General features: G+C 44.2%; 21 protein-coding genes. 10 read left to right on the forward strand and 11 right to left on the reverse strand.

All coding sequences use genetic code 11. The features are described 5' to 3' along the window. Positions 1-9 precede the first annotated feature (9 nt). On the reverse strand, positions 10-1,596 hold the full coding sequence (locus ATB74_RS04265) for a BCCT family transporter (RefSeq protein WP_060981199.1): 1,587 nt from the start codon (positions 1,594-1,596) through the stop codon (positions 10-12). Between the two features lie 450 nt (positions 1,597-2,046). Between ATB74_RS04265 and ATB74_RS04270 the strand changes: the two genes are divergently transcribed. Together ATB74_RS04270 and ATB74_RS04275 are read left to right on the forward strand one after the other, a co-directional pair. Next, positions 2,047-5,214 (forward strand): chitinase C-terminal domain-containing protein, encoded by a 3,168-nt coding sequence (locus ATB74_RS04270; RefSeq protein WP_061016774.1) that lies wholly within the window; start codon positions 2,047-2,049, stop codon positions 5,212-5,214. Between the two features lie 294 nt (positions 5,215-5,508). Further along, positions 5,509-6,972 carry a sensor domain-containing diguanylate cyclase gene (locus tag ATB74_RS04275; RefSeq protein WP_060981721.1) on the forward strand — a complete coding sequence of 488 codons (1,464 nt, stop codon included), beginning with the start codon at positions 5,509-5,511 and terminating at the stop codon, positions 6,970-6,972. A 118-nt stretch (positions 6,973-7,090) separates the two neighbouring features. Here ATB74_RS04275 and ATB74_RS04280 read toward each other — a convergent pair whose 3' ends face one another. Then, the gene (locus tag ATB74_RS04280) at positions 7,091-7,345 is read right to left on the reverse strand and encodes a YgjV family protein (RefSeq protein WP_019821983.1); all 255 of its coding nucleotides are present in this window, start codon (positions 7,343-7,345) and stop codon (positions 7,091-7,093) included. A gap of 268 nt (positions 7,346-7,613) precedes the next feature. Here ATB74_RS04280 and ATB74_RS04285 point away from each other — a divergent pair, with 268 nt between their 5' ends. The 3 genes from ATB74_RS04285 (at position 7,614) to ATB74_RS04295 (ending at position 10,032) form a co-directional block, all read left to right on the forward strand. Beyond that, positions 7,614-8,201: a DUF4136 domain-containing protein gene (locus ATB74_RS04285; RefSeq protein ID WP_061016776.1), complete on the forward strand. Its 588-nt coding sequence runs from the start codon at positions 7,614-7,616 to the stop codon at positions 8,199-8,201. A gap of 178 nt (positions 8,202-8,379) precedes the next feature. Next, positions 8,380-9,564, forward strand: a complete 1,185-nt coding sequence (locus ATB74_RS04290; protein WP_061016779.1) for a D-alanyl-D-alanine carboxypeptidase family protein — start codon at positions 8,380-8,382, stop codon at positions 9,562-9,564. A 174-nt stretch (positions 9,565-9,738) separates the two neighbouring features. Further along, positions 9,739-10,032, forward strand: a complete 294-nt coding sequence (locus tag ATB74_RS04295) for a YkgJ family cysteine cluster protein (protein WP_081090056.1) — start codon at positions 9,739-9,741, stop codon at positions 10,030-10,032. A gap of 57 nt (positions 10,033-10,089) precedes the next feature. Here the strand turns inward: ATB74_RS04295 and ATB74_RS04300 are convergent, their stop codons facing one another. Continuing rightward, complete coding sequence (locus tag ATB74_RS04300; RefSeq protein WP_061016781.1) at positions 10,090-10,986, reverse strand: LysR family transcriptional regulator; 897 nt, start codon at positions 10,984-10,986, stop codon at positions 10,090-10,092. A gap of 117 nt (positions 10,987-11,103) precedes the next feature. Here ATB74_RS04300 and ATB74_RS04305 point away from each other — a divergent pair, with 117 nt between their 5' ends. Beyond that, the gene (locus tag ATB74_RS04305) at positions 11,104-11,484 is read left to right on the forward strand and encodes a DoxX family protein (protein ID WP_061017729.1); all 381 of its coding nucleotides are present in this window, start codon (positions 11,104-11,106) and stop codon (positions 11,482-11,484) included. 79 nt (positions 11,485-11,563) lie between these two features. Here the strand turns inward: ATB74_RS04305 and ATB74_RS04310 are convergent, their stop codons facing one another. From ATB74_RS04310 to ATB74_RS04335, 6 genes are all read right to left on the reverse strand, one after another. Then, positions 11,564-13,240 carry an RluA family pseudouridine synthase gene (locus ATB74_RS04310; RefSeq protein ID WP_061016783.1) on the reverse strand — a complete coding sequence of 559 codons (1,677 nt, stop codon included), beginning with the start codon at positions 13,238-13,240 and terminating at the stop codon, positions 11,564-11,566. Between the two features lie 149 nt (positions 13,241-13,389). Then, a complete protein-coding gene (locus ATB74_RS04315) occupies positions 13,390-14,010 on the reverse strand; it encodes a glutathione S-transferase family protein (protein WP_061016785.1) in 621 nt (206 codons plus the stop codon). A 35-nt stretch (positions 14,011-14,045) separates the two neighbouring features. After that, on the reverse strand, positions 14,046-15,077 hold the full coding sequence (locus ATB74_RS04320; RefSeq protein WP_061016787.1) for an NADP-dependent oxidoreductase: 1,032 nt from the start codon (positions 15,075-15,077) through the stop codon (positions 14,046-14,048). A gap of 140 nt (positions 15,078-15,217) precedes the next feature. After that, complete coding sequence (locus ATB74_RS04325; protein WP_061016789.1) at positions 15,218-15,811, reverse strand: TetR/AcrR family transcriptional regulator; 594 nt, start codon at positions 15,809-15,811, stop codon at positions 15,218-15,220. A 157-nt stretch (positions 15,812-15,968) separates the two neighbouring features. After that, the gene (locus ATB74_RS04330; RefSeq protein WP_060981209.1) at positions 15,969-16,442 is read right to left on the reverse strand and encodes an FKBP-type peptidyl-prolyl cis-trans isomerase; all 474 of its coding nucleotides are present in this window, start codon (positions 16,440-16,442) and stop codon (positions 15,969-15,971) included. 75 nt (positions 16,443-16,517) lie between these two features. Further along, positions 16,518-17,144, reverse strand: coding sequence for a thioredoxin domain-containing protein (locus ATB74_RS04335; protein WP_004731367.1), 627 nt, complete (start codon positions 17,142-17,144; stop codon positions 16,518-16,520). A gap of 271 nt (positions 17,145-17,415) precedes the next feature. On the opposite strand from ATB74_RS04335, the gene ATB74_RS04340 reads away from it, so the two are divergent. Beyond that, a complete protein-coding gene (locus ATB74_RS04340) occupies positions 17,416-18,051 on the forward strand; it encodes an OmpA family protein (protein WP_061016791.1) in 636 nt (211 codons plus the stop codon). A gap of 110 nt (positions 18,052-18,161) precedes the next feature. Here the strand turns inward: ATB74_RS04340 and ATB74_RS04345 are convergent, their stop codons facing one another. Both ATB74_RS04345 and norR read right to left on the reverse strand, forming a co-directional pair. Next, entirely contained in the window at positions 18,162-18,521 is a 360-nt protein-coding gene (locus ATB74_RS04345) for a glutaredoxin family protein (RefSeq protein WP_060981211.1), read from the reverse strand. A gap of 89 nt (positions 18,522-18,610) precedes the next feature. Continuing rightward, complete coding sequence (norR, locus tag ATB74_RS04350) at positions 18,611-20,203, reverse strand: nitric oxide reductase transcriptional regulator NorR (RefSeq protein ID WP_060981212.1); 1,593 nt, start codon at positions 20,201-20,203, stop codon at positions 18,611-18,613. A 348-nt stretch (positions 20,204-20,551) separates the two neighbouring features. On the opposite strand from norR, the gene hmpA reads away from it, so the two are divergent. From hmpA to ATB74_RS04365, 3 genes are all read left to right on the forward strand, one after another. After that, positions 20,552-21,748: an NO-inducible flavohemoprotein gene (gene hmpA / locus ATB74_RS04355; protein ID WP_061016793.1), complete on the forward strand. Its 1,197-nt coding sequence runs from the start codon at positions 20,552-20,554 to the stop codon at positions 21,746-21,748. 423 nt (positions 21,749-22,171) lie between these two features. Further along, on the forward strand, positions 22,172-23,185 hold the full coding sequence (locus tag ATB74_RS04360) for a substrate-binding domain-containing protein (protein WP_061016794.1): 1,014 nt from the start codon (positions 22,172-22,174) through the stop codon (positions 23,183-23,185). Positions 23,186-23,208: 23 nt separating this feature from the next. After that, complete coding sequence (locus tag ATB74_RS04365; RefSeq protein WP_061016795.1) at positions 23,209-24,246, forward strand: ABC transporter substrate-binding protein; 1,038 nt, start codon at positions 23,209-23,211, stop codon at positions 24,244-24,246. Positions 24,247-24,287 lie beyond the last annotated feature (41 nt).

A 24,287-nucleotide genomic window follows, 5' to 3' on the forward strand; every position in this document is an offset into this window, starting at 1 on the left:
GATTAGGTATTAAGCGAGACCTTGATCTCTTGCCATCTGCTTCGCGATCTTCGGTGCGTGCCATAAGCATGGCAGCAAGATAAATGATACCGGAACCGCAGTAATCACAATAAACGACTGCAGTGCAGAAATACCACCAGAGCCCATTGAGATAAGCGCGATAGCTACCGCACCCATGATGATCCCCCAGAAGGTACGTACTGCTGCGTTTGGTTCTGTTGTGCCTGTCATTACCACACTGATGGTGTAAGTCATTGAGTCACCTGTCGTCACGATGAACGTGGTCGTCAGAATCAGGAACAGAATCGCAATCAGAGTCGGGAACGGCAGTTGAGCGGTAATTGCCAGTAGCACAGCAGGAAGGTTGAAGCCTTCGAACGCACTAGAAATCACACCTGGGTTCTCTAATTCAAACGCTAAACCACTACCACCAACGATGCTGAACCAGAAACACGTTACAAGCGGTGCAACGATGCTAATAGAAACGATCATTTGGCGAATAGTACGGCCACGTGAGATACGAGCAATGAAGATAGCCATCATTGGGCCATAACCTAAGAACCAACCCCAGAAGAACACCGTCCAGCCACCTAGCCACGCTGTATCTTGGCGGTATAGCGCCATTGGGATGAAGTTATCAACCATTTCGCCCATACCCTGCAGGTAGCCATCAACGATGAAGCTCGTTGGGCCAACAAGGAGGATGTAGCCGATTAGACACACAGACAAGATGATGTTGTAACGGCTGACCAGTTGGATACCTTTATTCACGCCACTCAAAGCAGAAAGCGTGTACATAGCGATGGCAAAGATAATAACAACACTTTGAGTCGCAAAGCTGTCTGAAATACCAAACAGTTCGCTCAGAGCGTAGCTGATTTGTAGGCCAAGGAAACCAATAGGGCCGATAGTACCCGCGGCTACAGCGACGATGCTGCATGCGTCGACTACGTTACCAATCCAGCTATTAATTGCTTTGTCGCCTAGTACTGGGTAAAGCAGAGTACGAGGCTTAAGAGGAAGGCCTTTGTCGTAATGCAGGTGCATTAACACGATAGAAGACAAACCACCTAAGATTGCCCATGCAAGGAAACCCCAGTGCATGAAAGATTGTGATAGGGCGTTAAACGCCATCGCTTGTGGATCAGCGTTGCCATACAGTGGCGGAGCCGAAACAAAGTGAGCAATAGGTTCTGCCGCTGCCCAGAACACACCACCGCCGGCTAGCAGCGTACATAGGACGATAGACATCCATTTAAAGGTGGTCATTTCAGGGAGGGCAAGCGTTCCTAAACGAACGTGACCTGTGCGCCCTAGTGCAAGCACTAAGCCGATAATGAAGTTGAGAAGTAGTAGGACTTGCCAGAAAGCACCGAACCATTTAGTTGAGTAACTAAAGCCGATGTTAACAAGTTCGGACAACACGGAGGTGTTGGTGAAAGCGAGGATGACAAAGAGGGTTAAAAAACTGCCACTAAGCCAAAATACTGGGTTTCCGAGTTCCAGTTTTTCACCCAAAGATTGAGCTTTGTTGAAATCGATAGAAGTAGATTCTGCGTTGATGTTTTCGTTGGCGACTTGCGTCAAGTTGGACATTATTTCTTCGCTATATTTGGCTCTTTCAAGCCTATGTATTTCTCCCACATTTGCATGGAAATGTGAGGTTCGTCAAAAAAGCCGCAGATACTAACACATTTGTTACCAAAAAGTGGGCGAATTCCCAAAAGAAACCCAAATCATCTATAAATCTCTACTTTTTGGTTAGTTTTAATGCGAATTTTTTCTCAACGCTGAGTCACATTTCTGACTTTTGAGACATTATTTTTTAGCTTTCCGAAATAAATTAATATTAGTTGTTGGTGCAAAATAAGTGTCGACTCATTGCATGCTATAAACAAATTAATGCGAGTCATTTTATAAATACTGAATATTTTAGGTGTTAAATTGGCGCTGTTACCTACAGTTGTTTTGCGAAGAGATTTAAGTGGCGAGGAAAGTCCCATTTAAATTAAACATCTTGAAACAACAACTTAAGGGATAGCTAACATGCACCTAAATCAAGGAAGAGTGGCCAAGAAGGTTTTTACACTCAGTACACTCACCGCGTCATGCTTAATGGCGTTCAACAGTTATGCGGCTGTTGATTGTTCAACGTTAGAAACGTGGGACTCTGCCACGGTGTACACCGGTGGTGATCAGGTTTCACATGACGGCAGCGCGTACTCAGCAAATTACTGGAATCAAAACAACAATCCGAGCCAATTTGAAGGTGACTATGCACAGTGGAAAAAGCTAGATGTGTGTAGTGGCAATGGAGGCGGTGGTACACCAAATGAAGCACCAACGACTTCGTTAACAGCGCCAACTGCATCAGATGTGATTGTTGAAGGCGACAATGTTGTCTTAAGCGCAACAGCACTGGATGCTGATGGTAGTGTTACTTCAGTAGAATTCTTTGTTGATGGTTCTTCGGTCGCGGTTGTGACAGCGGCACCATTTGAAGCAGCTTGGGCTGCAACGTCTGGCAACCATCAGGTTTCTGTTGTTGCAACAGACAATGAAGGTGCCGCAAGTGTTGCAAGCGCGGTTTCCGTTTCTGTTGATTCAGCACAACCAGGTAATGAAGCGCCGACAGTATCAGTAGCACTTTCAGCGACGTCTGTGGATGTTGGTAGTGTTGTGACCTTTACAGCAACGGCAGCAGACAACGATGGCACAGTCGATAAGGTTGATTTCTACGTAGCGGGAGCTCTTGTGGGTACAGCAGCAACGAGCCCTTACACGTTAGATTACACAACGACTCAAGCGGGTTCTTTAGCGGTTTACGCGAAAGCAACAGACGACCAAGGTGCGACTGCAGATTCTGCGTTGGCATCGTTGACTGTGAACGGCGCTCCAACAGTGAGCACATGTCGTCCTGATGGCTTGTATCAAACTCAAGGTGTCGATGTTCCTTACTGTACGATTTACGATGATGAAGGTCGTGAGAAAATGGGTGCGGATCACCCACGTCGTGTCATTGGTTACTTCACAAGTTGGCGTGCAGGGGATGACCCACAAGCCGCTTACTTAGTAAATGACATCCCTTGGGAACAACTGACACACATTAACTACGCTTTTGTGAGCATCGGCTCAGATGGCAAAGTAAATGTTGGTGATGTGAATGATCCTGAAAACGCAGCGGTTGGCAAAGAGTGGCCAGGCGTTGAAGTTGATCCTGCATTGGGCTTTAAAGGTCACTTTGGTGCGTTAGCGACAGCGAAGAAAAAACATGGCGTGAAAACGCTAATCTCAATCGGTGGTTGGGCGGAAACTGGTGGTCACTTCGCGACCGATGGCAGCCGAGTTGCTGACGGTGGTTTCTACACTATGACGACCAATGCTGATGGCTCTATCAACCATCAAGGCATCGAAACATTCGCAACTTCAGCGGTTGAAATGCTTCGTAAATACCAGTTCGATGGTCTAGATATCGATTACGAATACCCAACGTCAATGGCGGGCGCAGGTAATCCATATGATAAAGACTTTATGGAACCACGTCGTCAGTACCTATGGGCTTCGTACCAAGTGTTGATGAAAGTGTTGCGTGAGAAGCTTGATGCTGCCTCTGCGCAAGATGGCAATCACTACATGTTAACTATCGCGGCTCCTTCTTCTGGTTACCTATTGCGCGGTATGGAAACATTCGATGTAACCAAGTACCTCGATTACGTGAACATCATGTCTTACGATCTTCACGGTGCGTGGAACGATCACGTCGGTCATAACGCTGCCTTGTTTGATACAGGTAAAGATTCTGAGTTAGCACAGTGGAATGTTTACGGCACTGCGGCTTACGGCGGTATCGGTTATTTGAACACGGATTGGGCTTACCATTACTTCCGTGGTTCAATGCCAGCAGGTCGTATTAACATCGGTGTGCCTTACTACACGCGTGGTTGGCAAGGTGTAACTGGTGGCGAAAATGGTCTTTGGGGTCGAGCTGCGCTACCAAATCAATCTGAATGTGCGGCGGGCACAGGCGAAGGCGAGAAGAACAACTGTGGTCATGGCGCTATTGGTATCGACAACATGTGGCACGATACCGATCCGAAAGGCAACGAGATGGGCGCGGGTTCAAACCCAATGTGGCACGCGAAGAACCTAGAAAAAGGCATTTGGGGCTCATATGCAGAAGCTTACAAGCTTGATCCTGTGAATGATCCTTCAGATGTTCTAACGGGAACTTACACGCGTAACTACGACAGTGTGGCAGTTGCCCCTTGGCTGTGGAATGCAGAGAAGGGCGTATTCCTTTCAACGGAAGATAAACAGTCTATCGACGTAAAAGCTGACTACGTTATCGACAAAGAGATCGGTGGCATCATGTTCTGGGAACTAGCAGGGGATTACAACTGTTATGTACTCGATGCAAATGGCAACCGAACTTCAATCGATACAACCGAACAAGCGTGTAATAGCGGTAACGGTGAGTTCCACATGGGTAACACAATGACGAAAGCTATCTACGATAAGTTTAAGTCAGCGACGCCATACGGGAACAAGGTTGCGACTGGCGCTATCCCAACAGAAGCGCTAGATATCGCGGTATCGGTGGGTGGCTTCAAGGTCGGGGACCAAAACTACCCAATCAACCCTAAGATCACGTTCACGAACAATACAGGGCAAGCACTTCCAGGTGGAACTGAGTTCCAATTCGATATTCCAGTATCTGCACCTGATAACGCGAAAGATCAATCGGGTGGCGGTTTAACGGTGATTGCTTCGGGTCATACTCGTGCGGATAACATCGGTGGGTTAGATGGAACCATGCACCGAGTGGCGTTTACTTTGCCGACATGGGAAGAGCTTCCTGCTGGTGGCGTGTATGAGTTAGATATGGTGTATTACTTGCCAATCTCAGGTCCTGCTAACTACGCAGTGAACGTCGGTGGTGTTGATTACGCGTTTAGCTTCGAGCAACCGGATCTACCATTAGGTGATATCAGCACTGGTGGTGGCAACCCTGGTGATGGCGGTACAAATCCTGGTACTTGTGATACTGCGGGCTTAGCGGTTTACCCTGATTTACCTCAGAAAGATTGGGCGGGTAATCCAAGCCATGCAAACACAGGCGATCAAGTGGTTCATAACGGTAGTATTTACCAAGCAAACTGGTGGACAAGTTCTGAACCGGGTAGCGATGGTAGTTGGACTCAAGTTTGTTCTTAATTTAATGCTCAACAATTTATTTATAGACAATAGATTGAATTGATAGGCAATAAATGTGAATGCTTTTAGGTCTATTTATCAGACTTTTAGTATGAATTGAATAAACAGCTTAAACGTAGAATTAAAACGCCGAACTGAATCTAGTTCGGCGTTTTTGCTATAAGTCACAGATTGCACATATAAACCGTTCGAAATATCGACGCTCGTTCAGTAAAATATAAATCTATGATATAAAACAAGCTGTATATAAAAAGATCGTAGTGTTACCTAAAATTATAAATCCACGGGGTGATCTTGAAAGTCAGACGTAAATATATTCTTCGCTTTTCCGTTGCGCTCGCCATTGTGTCGATGATTCTTTCTGCCATTCAATTCAATCGAACTGAAAAGTCATTACTCGAATCCAACCAGCTTTTTTTTCGTACGATTGTGAATGCGAGTTACGATATTGTCGACACCACAGTCAATGAGGCGATAAAGACATATCTCAAAGGAATTACCGATACTATTGCTTCCCGTGTATTGCATGTCACGCCAGAACAAGAAATTGAACAAGTAAGCCAAATTGCCAGTGAATTGCTCATTGGGCAATCGGGCTACATCTATTTGATGTCACCTCAAGGCATTCACCTATATCATCCTTTCTTGCAAGGTAAGGAGCGTGGGCATCTTACCCATATCCAAAAGCAGCTTAGTATTGACTTTGGTATGATCGAATACTTTCACGCCAATCCTCATGAAATAAGTCGGCGTGCAAAAGTCGCCTATTCGATGAGGCTACCAAGTGGCAATACTTTGGTTGCTACGACCTATAAAGAAGAGCTGATGTATTTGGTCGATATTGAAGGCCTAAAAGACAAACTGAGAAAGTACGCGTTTGGTGATAGTGGGTATGTGTACATTATTGATCTTCAGGGCAACTTGGTGCTTCATCCTGATTCTCAGCGCAAATCATGGAAAGCCATAATCGGATACTCTTCTGAACTTCTTATTGATCGAATCACAACCAAGCCTGAAGGTCACTTTAGCTACTCGATTTCCAGTGATAACGGCACGACTAATAAAAACGTCTTCTATAAGTTTTACCCCTATCTGAATTGGGTCATTTCTGCAGGTATCTTGGAACAAGAGCTCAATAGGAATCACAGCTTGCTTTTTGTGAGCTTGATGGCTTTGGTCGTGAGTTTGCTAAGCATTATTGTCGTGTTAGTGCTTTACTTGCGGCATCGTCACCTCAAAATCTTGGATGTTGCTAGTCTCGATTATCTAACTGGGCTGCCTAGTCGACGAAGCTTCATTGAGCAGATAAAGCTCAAAATATCGGACTGCTCGCCTTATCCGTTAACAAATGTTGGCGTTATTTTGCTTGATATCGACAATTTTAAATTGGTTAATGATCAATTTGGTCATGCTCAAGGCGACAGGGTTATCTGTGCGGTAGCGAAATCACTCAAGAGATTTATTAATCGTCGTCGTTTGATAGCACGCTATGGCGGTGAAGAGTTTATTCTGATGACCTTTGATTGTGAAGAACGTGAACTATTCGAATTGGCTGAGGCATTAAGACTGTGTATCGAGCAGCTTCAAGGTTTGGTGTCTCCTGTGACAGTCAGTGCTGGCTGTTGCCATGCTCAAGCGCTAACTGATATTGAAATGGCTATCGATAAAGCCGATAAAGCGCTTTACCAAGCAAAGGAAAGTGGGCGTAATAACACTCAGTTATATCGAGAGAACGAATATCGCGTTGCTTACACTTAATGTGTCAAAAGAATTGATGTGCAGAAGGAAGCCTATGAAGAACGACAGCCACAAAAAAGCCCAAATAGATCGCTCTATTTGGGCTTTTTCAGAATTATTTGAAATGCTAATCGCTAATTTAAGCTTTCGCTGCTTTCATCGCTTCCGTTTTTTTTTCCTTTTGCATTTTTGCAAGGAAGTAGATGTTTACACAAGCGATGAAACCGTTGGTCGCGACAACTGGCCATGCGTCAATCATAACGCCGTATGCTGTAAAGAGTGTACAGCCAACAAAGTTAAGGACACGCAGACGAACGATATCTTTCATTGTTAATGAAATTGCGACCATAATAGACGCAGCGTAACCTAAAATTTCAACCATATTGAATTCCATTGTTTGACCCTCTTAAATTTGCCGATACTTTGTCGGTACCAATTCTTCTCTTCATGAGATGATTGAGGAAGCTCCGTGCCTCGAATGGTCTGGTTTTGTTTAACGGGGTAAACTATACCAACTCTGTTTTTGTGATAAAACCCCCAAAATGGACAGAAGTGAAGGTTAGCGATTACGCAAACGTTTAATGACCTTTCTATTAACATAATTACTATTTATGTTGGAGGTTGAATTGATAGTTATTATTATATGGGTAAGGGAGTCACGAATGATAAAGCGATCCATTTGTACAACAAAAGGCATAAGAAAAGTAGCGTTGTTGGCTTTAATAGCGATTGGACTGACCGCGTGTACCACGCAAGAAGTACCTCCAACACACAATTACGGCGTGGTCACGAGCGGTGATTTTGAGTTCATGAAACACGGAGTACTGACGTATTCATGGCACCCTGAGTCAGAACAGGTTTACCTTTCACGAAAATACGATGAAACCGTGGTTACTGATCTGGTGCGTGACGCGATTCAAGAACAACTCTCTAGTAAAGGCTATCAGTTAAAACAGGATGGTGTCGGTGATGTTGTTGTCGGCTTTGGGTTGGCGGAAGAGTCTGAATTAAACGATGAATCGATCTTCGATGCGATTAAGTTATCTACTGGTGTACCATTTTATGATGGTGAAGGGAAGGTAGCCGAGAAAGGCTCTTTGTACATTGCCTTTTTCGTTCCTGAATCTGAAGTCGTATTGTGGCAAGCTCTAGCTCAGTCTGGTATCCAGCCTGACTTAGAGCCAAGCGAAAGCAAACAGCGAATTACTGGCTTTATAGATATGCTATTTAGACGTATGCCCGAACGCTAGAATTAAGTGATATATACATTCATTGAGTCAATATTATCTGTTGGAAAAATGGTCAGATCGCAGATTCTGCTTTTTTATTTGTAACGAACGGTACAAATACGTAAAGCAACGTAAAGTTCGCGCTTCTTTTGCTAGCATTTGTCTATACTGCACAAAACGTTAACTTAGGTTTGATTCAATGAAACTGTTCTCCAAATACTCTCTCCCTCTATTAAGTTTATTCATTGTAAGTAACGCAGCGATGGTCAGTAATGCAGCTATCGCAGCACCTTCTATTGTACCAAGCCCGCCTAGCCTAGGCGCAAAAGGCTATGTGTTAATTGATTTTAATTCTGGTGATGTGCTGGTAGAAAAAAACGCACACACTAAGTTAAACCCAGCGAGTCTGACCAAGTTGATGACCAGCTATGTGGCTGGACAAGAGATGAAGCGAGGCAACATCTCTGCTGACGATCAAGTACGAATCAGCGAAAACGCATGGGCGAAGAACTTCCCTGACTCTTCAAAAATGTTTATCGAAGTAAACACTGATGTAGCCATGATGGACCTTTATCGAGGTTTGATTATTCAATCAGGTAACGATGCAAGCGTTGCGATCGCAGAACACGTGGCAGGTTCACAAGATGCATTCGTCGATCTTATGAACTCTTGGGCTACATCTCTGAAGCTAGAAAATACCCATTTTGCCAATGCACATGGTTTAGACGCTGATGATCTCTATTCGACTCCTTATGATATTGCGCTACTCGGTCGTGCCATTATTCGTGATTTACCGGATGTGTATGGTTTATACAGCGAACGCTCTTTCAGTTACAACGGCATTACACAACACAACCGTAATGGCTTGTTGCGTGATAGAAGCTTAACGGTTGATGGTATGAAAACGGGCTACACATCTGGCGCAGGCTACAGTTTAGCGAGTTCAGCGACACAAGGTGAGATGAGACTTATCGCAGTTGTGATGGGCGCATCAAGTGTTAAGAGCCGTGAGTCAGACAGCAAGCAGTTGTTGAGCTATGGTTTCCGGTTCTTCGATACACTAAACCCGCACCAAGGCGGCGATCAAGTGGCTGAAGAGAAGGTGTGGTTTGGTGATCAAGACACATTGAAGTTAGGTGTTGCAGAAGACACGTTTATTACGCTGCCTAAGTCAGACAGTAAAAAGCTGACTGCATCTATCGAGCTTAACTCTGAACTGAAAGCGCCAATTGCAGAAGGTCAAACTTTAGGGGTGGTTCATTACACCGTTGATGGTGAAGATGTACAAACCCAGCCGTTAATTGCGCTGGAAGCGGTTGAACAGGGCGGTTTGTTCAAACGTTTAATGGACTATGTTAAGTTGTTCTTCGCGAGCCTATTCTAAATAGAGCTTGTGGCGATAAGTCGCAATGAAAAGTAGAAATATATGGGCGTTGTGAGTGAATCGCAGCGCCCATTGTTATTTTTACATCAATGAAAACACCGCTTCGTACCATCTTTATTAGCCGTAGCGGGCGGTTTCGATTACTATACGCCAAATTTAGCAGTGTAGTCACTTATGACGATAGAGATAAAGAACGTAACCGAACCCGAAGTAACCTGTGCCAATTGTCAGGCATGCTGTTGTCGTTTAGAGGTTATGATCATCACAGATACGGGCGTACCTGAAGAGCACATCGCTTACGACGAATGGGGCGGTGAAACTATGAAGCGCTTAGATGACGGCTGGTGTTCTGCGGTAGATAGAGAAACACTGATGTGTACTATCTACGAAAACCGACCATGGATCTGTCGTGAGTTCGAAATGGGCTCTTATGAATGCGTTGATCAGCGCAAGGATGTAATGGGCTAAGACTTTATTTTAGCTATCGATATTGATATCAGTTGAGCTCTAGCTGTTCGTAGAGCTTTAACTATTCCTTGAGCTCAAATGCTCTGCAAGAAAATCGATAAACACTCGGATTCTTTGGGGCAAATAGTCGCTCGCATGATACACCGCGTACATTGGTAACTGGTCATTACTCCAATCTTCCAACAACCGTATTAATTCCCCTTTCTCTACAAACTCTTTACCCATCCAATTCGGCAAAGCGACAATACCTAAACCTTGATGAGCCATTTTAAGCAGCATCTCTGGGCTGTCTGAAGTGAATATTTGATTTACTTTAATACTGCTGGCTTTGTGGCTCTGGTCGGTAAAACGCCATTCATTCGCAGGCGTCATCAGTGAGTAGGTTAAGCATTGGTGTTTGCTCAGTTCTTGTGGCTGTTGCGGTGCTCCGTGTTTCTCTAGGTATTCAGGTGATGCGAAGTAGTGAACTTTGTTATTAAACAACAAGCGTGCTTTTAGCCCTGAGTCTTTAAGCTGTGATGCGCGGATGGCGACATCAATATTGTGTTCATTGAGATTAACGATGTGGCCGTCAACGCTGAGATTAATCCGTATCCCCGGATGTTGTTCAATGAATGCTTGAAGCGGTTCACTGAGTAACATGGTTGAAAAGGCACTTGGAGCAGATATTTTCAATTCACCTTCTACGGACTCGGTTTCTCGCTTGAGCTGACTTTCTATTGCGGACATTTCTTCTAGGAAGCGGACACAATAAGTCAGGTAGTCTTTGCCAGCATGGGTTAGGGATATTTTGCGACTGTTTCGCTGAAACAACGTCATTCCCAAATCACTTTCTAACCACGCAATCTTTTTACTGATGGCACTTTGTGTCATGTCGAGTTTATTGGCAGTAGCAGTAAAACTGTTCAGCTGCGCAGTTTCCACGAAGATACGAATACACTCAATTTTATCCATTCTACTTGCCTTATGTCTGCTATCTAAACCTAATCATTCCAAATTGGAATCTTAACTATCATAAAGTTAGCATTTATCGTTCGATTTATGAATGATTAAATAATCCCATTGACGTTAATAACTCTTAAGAAAGGTGACAATATGATTACAGTGGTGAGTGTATTACTGGTGGTGTTCTTTTTATTGGCAAGCTCAATCAAGACACTTGCTTGGCAGCGTAAAGTGTTTGAAATCCAACTTGGCTTTTTTAAAAGCTATGGATTAAACCGAGTGATCATGTTTCTAGTTGGCATGGTTGAGTTTACTGGAGCTGTATTGTTGCTCTGTGCTTTGGTTGGTTTAGTACCTGAACATACGCGACTGATGGGAGGTTTGATATTAGCAAGTACTTCACTAGGGGCGATTTACTTTCATTTGAGATTCGATACGTGGAAGGATGGTATTCCCGCGATGGTGACACTGTTGGGTTCTGGCTTCTTGGTCATTGCATCGTACTAAGTTTATTTGTCTGCAGCGATAGAGATGAGAGCTAAAGAAAATAAGAGTAGGGCACGAAGCCCTACTAAACCGAAACCATTTAGAACTCAGAAGGCACTTCGAACTCCATCCATTCACCTGTTGTCGGGTGAATCAACTTTAGGTAGCCAGCGTGCAGGTGTAACCGTTCGCGTTTGTATCCGTATAAGTCGTCACCACGAATAGGTACACCAAGCCCTAGTGGAGAAGCACAGTGCACTCGCAGCTGGTGGGTTCGCCCGGTTTTAGGGTACAAGTGAACTTTGGTTTTGCCATTATGAGTGCTCACCGCTTGCCAATGGGTCTCTGCATTTCGGCCGTGTTGATGGCAAACCAGTTGTCTTGGTCGGTCTGTTATGTCGCCGCGCAAAGGAAGGCTGATGTCACCAGATTCGCCATTTATTTCACCATCAAGTAGTGCGGTGTAACGCTTTTCGACCGTTCTATCGATGAACTGCTTTTGGATGTGCTTGTTTGACTCCGCCGTCAGCGCCAAGATCAATAAGCCTGACGTCGACATGTCCAATCTATGGATAATCAAAGGCCCTGTCGCATTCGGGTAAAGCGCTTTAATGCGTGTATAAACCGAGTCTTCGATAAACTTGCCGGGAACTGAGAGAAACTCCTCAGGTTTATTGACGACGACGATCTCATCGTCTTCATAAACAATATTAAAAGACTTACCTACAGCAGGGTTCACGATAAGTGGGTTATCTTCTAATTCAATACCACTCAGCTGAAGCTCGAGGATCTCAAAGCTTTTACTCTGGCAAACAGGGTAGAGGTTTGCGTGTTGTCGAATGATATCTGTAGGCGGTAATCCCCACCAAAACTCAGATAATGCTAACGGCTTAAACCCGTGTTCAAACGCAAAGTTAAGCAACTTAGGTAGGCAGCAGTCACCAGAGCCTTCAAGTGCGTCTTTGCCATCGAGCAACTCGAGTAAATTCTTAGATTGCTTGGCTTGATTGATAAAGCGATAGTGAGAGAGACGTTGCGTTTCCAACTGTTCTGAAATTGCTTGGTGATCTTGCTTACGGTTTTTCAGTTCACTTTCAATCAAATCAACTTGTGATTGTCGCTCTGCGATCTTCTGTTTCCACTCAATACGGAGTGCTTTTAGGTCACGTTTCTCTTGGCTACTTTGATTGCCCAGTTGTTTGAGCAAATTCGTCGCTGACTCTTGATTCCCTAATGCTTTTTCTTGGTTTGCTTGCTCTCTGAGTTCGTTACGCTGAGCTTTGTTCGCGGCCATTGCTAACTGAAAGGTATCGATAGCTTGAGCTGATTTGATTTTTAACTCTTCAAGCTCAGCCAATAATGCATCTAGGTTGTGCGACTGTTGTAGCTTCTTTATGTCATTCGCTAGTTGCATTTGGCGAGCAAGGTTCGCACTATTTTGAGATTGAAACTGTTTTGAATCGAAGGCTGGTGGAACAAAGTGAATGTTGTTTAACTGAGAGACCAAAGCCGGATCTAACTGCAAGCCTGAAAATGCAGAAAGGTAGCCTAATTCTTGTGTAGTTGGGTTCTGAACAAGAAGCACTGCGTAGAGATTACCTTGCGAGGTTTCATTAATACCATATTCGACAAGTGACTGCTGAAGTTGCAGCATAGCTAATTCACACACAGGGTGCGGCGTATAGTAATACGGGAACGTAAAGCGAGTCGGTAGCGCTAAATCTACATTCGTGTTTGCTAGGTGCAGAGGTGTGTATTGAGCGAGGTTTGCTGGCATTAAGATCAAACTCTATGGCTGTTCAGTTAGAGTTCGGTATTGTTGTCGAAATGAAGACAAATGAGAAGCCACAGCAGAAGATAAATCGGCTTTGGCTTCATTTAGTTTCTTGTATTACCCTAGAAAGCACGCGTTTGAGTGAAACTCGATCAGTTCGAGTGTTCTAGCTCTACTTGCTCTGCTTTTTGGTAAGCAGGGTGGCTCGTTAAAAGCTCACCGTATTTAGCAATGTTCGGGTAAAGCGCAGTTGCACCAAAGTTACCAACGATTTCTACGATGAACGACATCATAAAGTCTGCACCTGTTAGTGTGTCTGCAACCAAGTAGGTTTTACCTTCAAGTGCACTATTCACGTAAGTTAAGATCTTTTGGTTTTCATCGTCTGCATAACCGCCTAGGAAGTTAGTTTCACAGCCGTCTTTCATCACAAAGATCTTAAGCAACATTGGTAAAATACCTGAACTCTCAGCGAAGTGAAGCCATTGCGAATATTCCACGTAGTCTGTGGTGCCGCGTGTAGGTGCGAACTTACCCTGACCGTATTTGTCGATTAGGTATTCCGTGATCGCACCAGATTCAGTGATCACGACGCCATCGTCTTCAATGACAGGAGATTTACCCAATGGGTGAATGGATTTAAGTTCTGGTGGCGCAAGAAAAGTGACACTGTCTCTTTGGTATGGTTTGATTTGGTAATCTACCCCAAGCTCTTCCAACAGCCAGATGATACGCTTTGAGCGTGATTTATTCAGGTGATGCAATGTAATCATGATTCTACCTAGTTAACGGGTTCAATTTATTGAATTTATTTAGCTTCGTTCGTTTTGATAACGAGCTTACCGAAGTTCTGACCTTCTAATAGGCCCATGAATGCTTGCGGCGCATTCTCTAAACCTTCAACCAGGTGCTCACGATAGTGCATCTTGCCTTGAGATAGCCATTCTGTCATTTGAACAGCAAACTCGTTGTAGCGGTGTGCATAGTCATCAAAGATGATGAAACCTTGCATCTTAATTCGTTTAACCAGCAGCATACCCATCAGGCTAGACATACGATCTGGGCCTTCAGGCAGTGAAGTCGCATTGTATTGAGAGATAAGACCACACACAGGAATACGAGCACCTGTGTTAAGCAGAGGCATTACTGCATCGAATACCTTGCCACCAACGTTTTCAAAGTAAACGTCGATGCCGTTGTCACACGCTTTAGCCAACTGCTCCGCGAAGTCGTCAGCTTTGTGGTCGATACATTCATCAAAGCCAAGTACATCTTTCGCGTATTGGCACTTCTCTTGACCGCCTGCAACGCCGATAACACGACAGCCTTTTAGTTTGCCGATTTGTCCAACGGTTGCGCCTACAGCACCTGTTGCTGCCGCAACGACTAGCGTGTCGCCTTCTTTAGGTTGGCCGATATCAAGCAAGCCCATGTAAGCGGTAAAACCAGGCATACCCATGATGCCAAGCGCGTAAGAAGGGTGCGTTGGTTCTTTGCCGAGTTTGATTAGGCCTTCACCGTTAGACACACCAAGATCTTGCCAACCTGTGTAAGCCAAAACCCATTCGCCAATTTCGTAATCAGCGTGGTTTGATTCTTCAACCTGACATACGGTTGCGCCAACCATCACTTCATCAATCGCAACGGGGTCTGCGTAAGATTTAGCATCGCTCATACGACCACGCATGTATGGGTCTAGTGAAAGGTAAACTGAGCGAAGTAACATCTCGCCGTCTTTGATACTTGGCGCAGCTACTGTCTCTAAACGGAAGTTGTCTTGAGTCGGTGCGCCAACTGGGCGAGATGCCAATACGATGCGGCGATTGTCTTGTTGAGTCATTGGATATCCTTAATTTATGTTTTATATATTTAGAATTAGACCAGTCGTCTAGTCTTGTTGTCTAAAAATCCCGCCGTCATCAAATTGATAAGAGGGCGGGTGATTTCTTTTAAGTTAAAGCCAATCAAACGCGCTGCGCGTTATTGGCTTTCACCTTTTAAAATTCGTTCAGTAAGGCTCAAAGCCGACTGTAAGCTATGGGAGCTCTGGCTCAGTTTGCTTAATAAGCTTGCACCTAACCACATAGAGTATAGGTTCTGAGCTGCTTCTTGGCTGTCTTCAACCTTTATAGAGCCATCTGCAATACCGCCGACAATGCACTGTTCGATGGTATTCGTCACTTTCTCAGCACCTTTTAATAGCGCTTGGCGCATAGGATCAGAGAGATCAGAAACTTCCGCGCTGAGTTTAACGACCAAGCATTTATGAGCATTACAGGTACCGTTTTCGGTCTTCGCCCATAGCGAGAAATAGCTCAAGATTCGCTGATAATGATTGCCTTCACCGTGTACTAAAATTGCTTCAATCTTAGTGATGTAGTTTTCAAAATAGTGTTGAATCAACGCCTCGCCAAATTGCTCTTTAGATTTAAAGTAGTGGTAAAACGATCCTTTCGGCACGTCCGCTTCTTTAAGCAATTGCGATAGTCCAACGCCGTTAAAGCCATTGTTTACTATTAGTTGATAGCCAACATCTAAAACATGTAGGCGTGTGTCATTCGTTTTTTCGTTCATGGTCGGTACTATAAGTTAAATTAGACCAGTCGTCTAGTGGTCGGTTTTCAAGGGTATATTCGGCCGTAGCTAAAGTAGCTAAAGTGGCTTCAAATGTTCAAATATAAAAAAGCCCCAACATAGCGCGTATGTTGGGGCTTAAATCGGTCGCCTTCGATTATTTGATAGAGATGAGCTCTACATCAAAAATCAGAGTCGATGATGGTGGGATAGGGCCTGAACCGCCTTTACCGTAAGCTAGAGTGCTTGGAATGAATAGACGAACTTTTTGGCCTTCAACCATGTAAGTCAAACCTTCTTGCCAGCCTTTGATTACTTGCTTAAGAGCGAATGAGATTGGCTCGCCACGCTCAACAGAGCTGTCGAAAACAGTGCCATCGATCAGCGTACCGTGGTAGTGAACCGTTACTTTGCTGTTCTTAGTTGGGTGCTCTGTGCCTGTACCTTCCTCAAGAACAAGGTATTGAAGGCCGCTTTCAGTCGTAATCACGCCTTCTTTAGTGCCGTTCTCGAGTAAGAACTGCTGGCCTTGCTCGAAGTTTTCTCCGCCAGACTTATGATTCGTCCAAGTACGGTAAATCATGAAACCCGCCAAAAGAAAGACAATGACCGGGATGACAAATTTAGACATAGTAAAACCTATTTATATTGAGTGCTGAATTTCGTAGTTAATGCAGAATGTGTTAATCCGCCGGCAAAGCCGCGATTATGGTTGAGTCAAAAGGTAGTTGATCGTTTTTGCGATACCAGCAACGTCTTGGTGACCAGCTGTTAGTACTTGGTATTTACCGTTGATGATAAAGGTTGGTACTGAGTTGATCTGACCTTTTACTGAGATCTCTTCTGCTTTTTTAACGTAGTCGAAAAGAGCAACTTGCTGTTCTTTGTTCAACTGGTATGGGCTAACCAAACCACGAGAAGTAAACGCTGTCTCTAGTGCTTGTTGACGTTGCTCTGGTGTTGCATCTGCACCCATTTGAACTGCACCAAATAAGTCGTCCATGAACGCGTGGTCAGGTGTAGCATCAAGCTGCATCACTGCTGTGTAGTAGATCATTGCGCTGATTTGAGCGCTTTCGTTGAACGTCACGTGCATCTTGCCAATAGTTTGGTCTGTTAGAGACTCAATCTCTGGAATTGCACTTTCCATTTGACGGCAGTGACCACAGTTAAGAGAGAAGATTTCAGTGATCGGGGACAAGTTAAATTCTGTTAGAGCAGTTGGAAGCGCTTCGTATTGAACGCCTTTTTGCGGCTCGTCTGTTTCGCTACAACCCGCGATAATAAGTACGGCAGCGAGTGCTGTGATGAATTTAGTAAAAGGTTTAAACATAATGTTTGCTCTAGCGTTGAGAAGTCCTGAGATTCTAACTATTTAGTACGAATTGGAAAACAATTATAAGGTAAATAAATGCAAACAGTTGGAACTAGCGGATGAAGACAGGCTAGTTGACGGTTAACTGTGATCAACAGCACTTTTTTTGGATCTGTTTTCTTTTGATATAAAGTTTTCGTCTAAAGTTTTTCCCTCGGTGCCGATATAGACATTAGTGAATGGTTTATCTGCATGAGTGGTTGGTGAAGTAATGAGATATTTAGCGATAATGTTAAGCATAGCTTTGGCAGGGTGTGAAACGACATTACCAACGGGCATGTTGGGCGATGATATGCTAGAAACTGCACCGCAAACCGATTACGACTTGATGCATCCTGAATGGGGTGTGGTTCAAACGACTCATGTAGCAAGTAATCGTGGATACTCGATTCAGAGCAGCACCCATCAACAAAGCACCATCACTACCAACTACGGACGTGGCGTATCGACTAACGATCCACTGGAAGTCTTTCTAAGACAAAACCGTATCGATTTTGAAGTGTTGCCGGGTAACCATGTGATGGTAAAGCTTGAGCAGCAAGTGAACTTTAAAACAGGTTCAGCATTCCCTGAACCAGCTTATAACCAATGGCTAGATACGTTAGGCAGCTACCTTGCTCAGCGCCAAGATATTGATGTGGTGATTGAAGGTCACACCGATAATACGGGCACAGATCGTATCAACGATCCGCTATCAGAGCAGCGTGCAAAAGAAGTGAAGGCTCGATTAGAGAGCAACTACGTATCAAGCCGCTCCATTTATACACGAGGCTTTGGCGAGTATGTACCAGCTTGTACAAACACCTCTGCGCAAGGCAAGGCGTGTAACCGCCGTGTGGAGCTGATGCTGATTGTCGCGAAGTAGTCATTTGAGCTTTCACTCCTAATTTGAAAACGACTAGCGCTAGATAACAGACATAAAAAATCCCTCACATTCGAGGGATTTTTTGTATCTGGCTTTTGTAGTTTTATTGCTTATGCAAACTGCTTTTCTAAGTAAGTCACGATATCTGAAGATTCGTACATCCACTCAGTTTTGCCGTCTTTTTCGATACGTAGACAAGGCACTTTCACACGACCGCCGCCAACTTCAAGTTCTGCACGGTGTTGCTCGTTGTTTTTTGCATCACGAAGTTCAAATTGAACCGACTGACGTTTCATCGCGCGGCGCACTTTCACACAAAATGGGCATGCTTCGAATTGGTATAACGTGTGCGTTTTTGCTTGCTCATTCACTTTGCTTTGCTCTTCTTGAGAACGCTTCACACCACGTGGGCTGAAAACAAAGTTCAATAACAAGATGACACGACCTAAGAACCAACGGATAAACTTCATAACTCTCTCTACATATTTAAAATTAGCGTTACAATTTGCAGCATTATATACACAAGTTTTGTCAGATGCTCGCAACAAACCGCTAATATCTATTTTGTCCGTTCGATCGTGTGAGACTTAGCCACATTTAGCCCTAAACGCTTAGAAAGTCGAGTCAGGTTTGCTCGGTCTGTTTTCAGAACTCGTCCTGCTTGTGCCCAGTTAAAGTTGGCATCTTCCAATACCTCAGTAATGATACTGCGCTGAAAATCGTCCGTTGCACCACGTAACCCTGCAGAAAGGTCAATCGTTGGTGTTGATAATGGCGTGTTCTTCACCTGTGTAGTTGCAATCGGCTGATCTTGGTCGAGTGGACCACAATCTTCTTTAGTGATTGTCACGAGGTTTTTATTGGTGCTACGCGCCAATGCTTTCAATGCTGAACGACTGATCACGTGCTCAAGTTCACGAACGTTGCCTGGCCAACCATAACGGTTTAGGAAAGAAAGAACGTCAGAGCGGAACTTAACTTGGTTGATACCAAGCTTACGACGCGCTTGTTCTAAGAAGAAACCAGCTAATAGGCTGATGTCGTCACCACGATCTTTCAGTGCAGGCACCGCGATAGGGTACACACTCAGTCGATGGTATAAATCGGCTCTGAATCGACCGTCTTCAACTTCTTGCTTTAAGTCTCGGTTGGTTGCAGCCAGAACACGAACATCAATGGTTTGGATATTGTCTTGGCCAACAGGTTGGATTTCGTTGTTTTGCAGCGCACGCAGTAACTTACTTTGCGCAGCTAAGGGTAATTCGCCAATTTCATCTAAGAACAGTGTGCCACCATCGGCTAGAGCAAACTTACCTAAGCGGTTTTTGTCTGCGCCAGTAAACGCACCACGAACGTGACCAAACAGTTCACTCTCTACCAAGTTCTCAGGAATAGCAGCACAGTTAACGTAGACCAGCGGATTGCGCTTCCGTTGAGATTGATGATGCAGGGTACGAGCCACGAGCTCTTTACCAACACCAGTATCCCCATGAATCAGGATATTAAACTCAGACGGTGCGACAACCGCGATGTCGTTCTTGAGTGCGACCATGGTATCACTGTTACCAATCAACTCGCCGCCGTCACGTTCCCACGCTTCTACGTTCAATTCTTCCAGTAATTGCTTTGACTGTTTTGCTTGATGTTCAAGTTGCGAGAAGGTCAGTGCCATCTGCATGGTTGACGCTGCAATAGCTGCCAGCACCTCAAGGTTACGCGCTGGAATATTCGCAAAGACATCAGGTTTTAGGCTGTCTAGGGTTAGCACTCCTAACAATTTGTCACCAAACAGCAGAGGTAAACCCATGCAGGCGTGCATCGGTAAATCGCCGTCGTGGTCGATCAGTAAGCCATCGAAAGGATCTGGCAATGGGCTATCAGCATCAAAACGAACAGGAGAGCGCGATGCGCAAATCTCATCAAAGCGCGGGTGTTCCGAAATGATAAAGCGGCGCCCGAATGTATCTCGACTGAGCCCTTGCATTGCGATGGGTACTAGCGTGTCGCCTTGAAGGCTTAAAAGCGCAACGCAATCACACGTTATGGTTTTACGAATGGCATCGATTAGGCGATTAAAACGGTCTTGATCGTTTACACCGCTGGCTAAACCAATGGTCATTTCCATGAGAGTGGATGCTGAAATATCTTGCATAAAAGGCTCATACTGTTTGTATTTTTATACATGGTAGAGTCTTTATGACACAAAAAAAAGGTCTTTTTGACTAAATTTTGAAGTGGATTTTTGAAAGGATGCTAGACACAGCTAGCTTTCGCATGTTGGCACCGTTTGTGCAGTGTGTCCATTACGTGTTGTCTATATGACTGAATAACTGACCTATCATTGATTTGAATCAATTAATGCGAATTTATCAGTCCACGTAATTCTCATAAAAATAGTAGCCAAAGAGCTCACTGAGAAAGAATTGGTATAAAGTCATCTTTAAATAAACTAGTCAATTTGACACGAAAGGTCAAAAGGCTATGTGTTCGGAGTAAATCAATGCTAAACAATCTACATATCAACATCATCAAATCGACGATTCCTCTTTTAGAAAGCGCAGGCCCAGCTTTAACTCAGCATTTTTATCAACGTATGTTCACGCATAACCCTGAGTTGAAAGATATCTTCAATATGACTCACCAAAGAACAGGTCGCCAAGGCGTAGCACTGTTTGAAGCTATCGCGGCATATGCAAAGAACATTGAAAATCTAGCAGCGTTAACAACAGCCGTTGAACGTATTGCTCAGAAACACACAAGCTTTAACATTCAACCAGAGCACTACCAAATTGTTGGTTTACACCTGATTGAAACATTACGTGAACTAGCTGCTGACGCGTTTACTCCAGAAGTGGAAGAAGCATGGACAGCCGCTTACCTATTCTTAGCTCAAGTATTCATCGATCGTGAAGCTGAACTTTACCTACAGCGTAAGCAAGCTGTTGGTGGTTGGGAAGCAGCGCGTGCGTTTGTGATTGCAGACAAAATCGAAGAGTCAGCGCTAGTAACAAGCTTCATCTTACAGCCAAAAGACGGCGGTGAAGTTCTGGATTACACACCAGGTCAATACATCGGCATTGAAGTAAAACCGGAAGGCTCTCAATACAGTGAGATTCGTCAATACTCACTGTCTGATAAGCCAAACGGCAAGCAATACCGTATTTCTGTTAAACGTGAAGGACAAGGCCAAGAGACACAAGGCGTTGTATCTAACCACCTACACGATACGGTTGCTATTGGTGATGAAGTTAGCCTATACGCACCAGCAGGTGACTTCATGTATCAAGAGCGCAGCAAGCCAGTAACGCTTATCTCTGCAGGTGTTGGTGTCACGCCAATGCAGTCTATGCTTGAGTTCCTAAACACGGAAGATAAAAACGAGCCAGTACTTTACCTTCACGCTTGTGAGAACGTAGGCCAACACTCTTTCACGACTCGTGTTAAAGATATTGTTGCCGACAAAGGTTGGGAAGCGAAAACGTGGTACATGAACAAAGACGAATCTGCATGTGAAAACACGCATCAAGGCCAAATGGATCTAGCGTCTATCTCTGCTACTAAAGGCTTTGAAGAGAGCGATTTCTACATCTGTGGTCCTGTTGGTTTCATGAAGAACATCGTAGAGCAGCTAGATGCATTGAAAGTTGACCGTTCACGCGTTCACTACGAAGTATTCGGCCCTCACGCTAACTTCTAATAGTTCTCGAGAGTTCTATTACACTCGCCTGATCTATTAAAAACCTTGCCTACTCAAAAGGTCTCACATTGTGAGGCCTTTTTTGGTTTTCGTCCCTTCAAATAGTATTCGTCATGGCTGTGCAATATGCGATTTAGATTGAGTCGTCGAAATCCCCAATTCTATTTAGTCGAATCGTCTTACGCTGATCTTATTGACCTACATCTTTTATAAATGACTTTTTTCACTAGAAACAAATCATTAGAAAATCCTTGTTATTGAGTGAAACAAATTTGTTTCATGAATCAAAGTGTCGCTATTTGTTTTGAAAGTGCTTTTAACATTGGCTAAAAGTGTAGATATTGCCTGGTTTCATTAATAAAACTGTCATACCCGTCATCTAGTCTTGCGTTCATCAATTAACGGGATAAGTAGGGATAACGAGTGAATATCAAGGATGTGGCAGTTCTCGCGGGAGTCTCCCCTGCGACAGTCTCTCGATTCGTTAACACTCCCGGATCTGTGGCTTCAGCTACAGCTCAAAAGATCGAGCGCGTCATCGATACGACAGGTTATCGAATAGATAGGAAGTCGCATGCTCTTGAGTTAAATAAAAACCCAACGATTGGCGTATTGATTCCGAGTTTATTGAATCCCGTATTTTCAGAAGTTGTTGCAGGTATTCAGCAGCGCGCACGGCATTTTGGCTACTCGACTATAGTGTTGGACACTCAATATAACAGTGAACAAGAACAACAAGCCGCTATCGATCTGATCCGTCAAAGAGTGGAAGGTGTGATCCTAACGATAGCCGATGTGTCTGATAATGCTGCACTCGAATTACTCCGCAGTTTTAAGTTTCCTTACTGTTTGCTTCACAACCAATCTGTTGAAAACGAACCTTGTGTCTACGTTGATAACTATCAGGCCGGTAAGGATGTTGCGCAAAAAATTCTAGAATATGGCCATATCAAAATAGGAATGATTACAGGGCACTTTGCCTCATCCGACCGTGCAAAAAAACGTTATGAAGGGTTCAAACAAGGTCTCTACGAGAAAGGTGTTGAATTAAGCCAGCTTCTTGAAGTCGACCAAAACAAGCTTGTCCCGTTCACTGACTCTGAGATGAGGTTACTAAGTGGTGAGTGTGGTCCTACGGTTTGGTTTTGCAGCAATGATTTGCTCGCGCTGAAAACAATAAATGCGTTGAAGGGTACAGGTAGACGAATCCCACAAGACGTTTCAGTTGTGGGTTTTGATGGTATGGGGCTTGGGCAATTAGTGAGTCCGAATTTGGCTACTGTGGCTGTTCCTCATATCGATATGGGGAAAATGGCCGTCGATATTTTGTTTAACGCAAAAGCAGGCTCAATCGAGCGGTTCGAATTTGCGTTGAAGTATGAATTACAAATGAAGGGATCGCTTGGTGCGGTTCCCGTTATAACCCAATTTAATTAATGGAAAATTCGTTGGAGAACATAATGGCACCACATCAATTACTACGAGTTAAAAAGTCATCAAAAACTAGAAAATTAGCGAGCTTAATTCTTGGTTTTGTTGGCATCACTTTTCAAGCGCAGGCGTCGGATGCGATTTGTTACAACTGTCCACCGGAATGGGCTAACTGGGGAGGCCAACTTCAGTTAATTAATAAAGAGTTGGGTATCCGAGTTCCTATGGATAATAAGAACTCAGGCCAGTCTTTATCTCAGTTGGTTGCAGAGAAGAATAGCCCAGTTGCAGATGTGGTCTATTACGGTGTTTCTTTTGGTATTAACGCAACAGAACAAGGCGTTGTTGATACATATAAGCCTAAAAATTGGGACCAGATTCCAGAAGGTATGAAAGATCCTGACGGGAACTGGTTTGCTATTCACTCAGGAACGATTGGCTTTTTTGTGAATGTTGATGCTCTTGATGGCGCAGAGGTGCCGACGAGTTGGGAAGATCTGTTAAAGCCTGATTATAGAGGCATGGTTGGGTATTTAGATCCAACGAGTGCTTTTGTTGGTTACGCAAGTGCTGTAGCGGTTAATGAAGCTATGGGGGGCGATATTGATAATTTCAAACCAGCTATTAAGTATTTTCAGCAGTTAGCGAAGAATCGTCCAATAGTACCTCGACAAACTTCTTATGCCCGTGTGATTTCTGGAGAGATCCCTATTTTAATCGATTATGACTTCAATGCGTATCGCGCAAAATACAACGACTTTACTAATGCAGCCTTTGTTATTCCTAAGGAAGGCTCGATCGCTGTTCCTTATGTAATGAGTAAAGTGAAGAATGCTCCGAATTCAGAGAATGCTCAGAAGATTTTAGACTTTGTATTGTCTGAAAAAGGCCAGCAGTTATGGGCAGAAGCCTACTTACGCCCGGTAATTGATGGTGTGATGAGCGAAGAGGCGCAAAGTAAGTTCCTCCCAGCTTCAGAGTACGAACGAGTAGGTTCTGTTGATTTCGCAAGAATGTCTGAAAATCAATCTACATTTGCGGATATGTATATTCGAGAAGTGAACTAATAGCCTATCAAAATGTTGGATGGCGGGGTTACACCCGCCAA

Origin of the sequence: Vibrio splendidus, from assembly GCF_001557875.1 — a bacterium.
Taxonomy (GTDB): domain Bacteria; phylum Pseudomonadota; class Gammaproteobacteria; order Enterobacterales; family Vibrionaceae; genus Vibrio; species Vibrio splendidus_F.

What these genes read in the sequence shown, in the direction of transcription:
- ATB74_RS04310 (WP_061016783.1), bottom strand. Translation starts at nt 13,240, where the DNA reads ATGCCAGCAAACCTCGCTCAATACACACCTCTGCACCTAGCAAACACG.
- ATB74_RS04335 (WP_004731367.1), bottom strand. Translation starts at nt 17,144, where the DNA reads ATGTTTAAACCTTTTACTAAATTCATCACAGCACTCGCTGCCGTACTT.
- ATB74_RS04365 (WP_061016795.1), top strand. Translation starts at nt 23,209, where the DNA reads ATGGCACCACATCAATTACTACGAGTTAAAAAGTCATCAAAAACTAGA.
- ATB74_RS04265 (WP_060981199.1), bottom strand. Translation starts at nt 1,596, where the DNA reads ATGTCCAACTTGACGCAAGTCGCCAACGAAAACATCAACGCAGAATCT.
- ATB74_RS04340 (WP_061016791.1), top strand. Translation starts at nt 17,416, where the DNA reads ATGTTAAGCATAGCTTTGGCAGGGTGTGAAACGACATTACCAACGGGC.
- ATB74_RS04295 (WP_081090056.1), top strand. Translation starts at nt 9,739, where the DNA reads ATGACGATAGAGATAAAGAACGTAACCGAACCCGAAGTAACCTGTGCC.
- hmpA (WP_061016793.1), top strand. Translation starts at nt 20,552, where the DNA reads ATGCTAAACAATCTACATATCAACATCATCAAATCGACGATTCCTCTT.
- norR (WP_060981212.1), bottom strand. Translation starts at nt 20,203, where the DNA reads ATGCAAGATATTTCAGCATCCACTCTCATGGAAATGACCATTGGTTTA.
- ATB74_RS04290 (WP_061016779.1), top strand. Translation starts at nt 8,380, where the DNA reads ATGAAACTGTTCTCCAAATACTCTCTCCCTCTATTAAGTTTATTCATT.
- ATB74_RS04300 (WP_061016781.1), bottom strand. Translation starts at nt 10,986, where the DNA reads ATGGATAAAATTGAGTGTATTCGTATCTTCGTGGAAACTGCGCAGCTG.
- ATB74_RS04325 (WP_061016789.1), bottom strand. Translation starts at nt 15,811, where the DNA reads ATGAACGAAAAAACGAATGACACACGCCTACATGTTTTAGATGTTGGC.
- ATB74_RS04345 (WP_060981211.1), bottom strand. Translation starts at nt 18,521, where the DNA reads ATGAAGTTTATCCGTTGGTTCTTAGGTCGTGTCATCTTGTTATTGAAC.
- ATB74_RS04320 (WP_061016787.1), bottom strand. Translation starts at nt 15,077, where the DNA reads ATGACTCAACAAGACAATCGCCGCATCGTATTGGCATCTCGCCCAGTT.
- ATB74_RS04330 (WP_060981209.1), bottom strand. Translation starts at nt 16,442, where the DNA reads ATGTCTAAATTTGTCATCCCGGTCATTGTCTTTCTTTTGGCGGGTTTC.
- ATB74_RS04270 (WP_061016774.1), top strand. Translation starts at nt 2,047, where the DNA reads ATGCACCTAAATCAAGGAAGAGTGGCCAAGAAGGTTTTTACACTCAGT.
- ATB74_RS04285 (WP_061016776.1), top strand. Translation starts at nt 7,614, where the DNA reads ATGATAAAGCGATCCATTTGTACAACAAAAGGCATAAGAAAAGTAGCG.
- ATB74_RS04280 (WP_019821983.1), bottom strand. Translation starts at nt 7,345, where the DNA reads ATGGAATTCAATATGGTTGAAATTTTAGGTTACGCTGCGTCTATTATG.
- ATB74_RS04315 (WP_061016785.1), bottom strand. Translation starts at nt 14,010, where the DNA reads ATGATTACATTGCATCACCTGAATAAATCACGCTCAAAGCGTATCATC.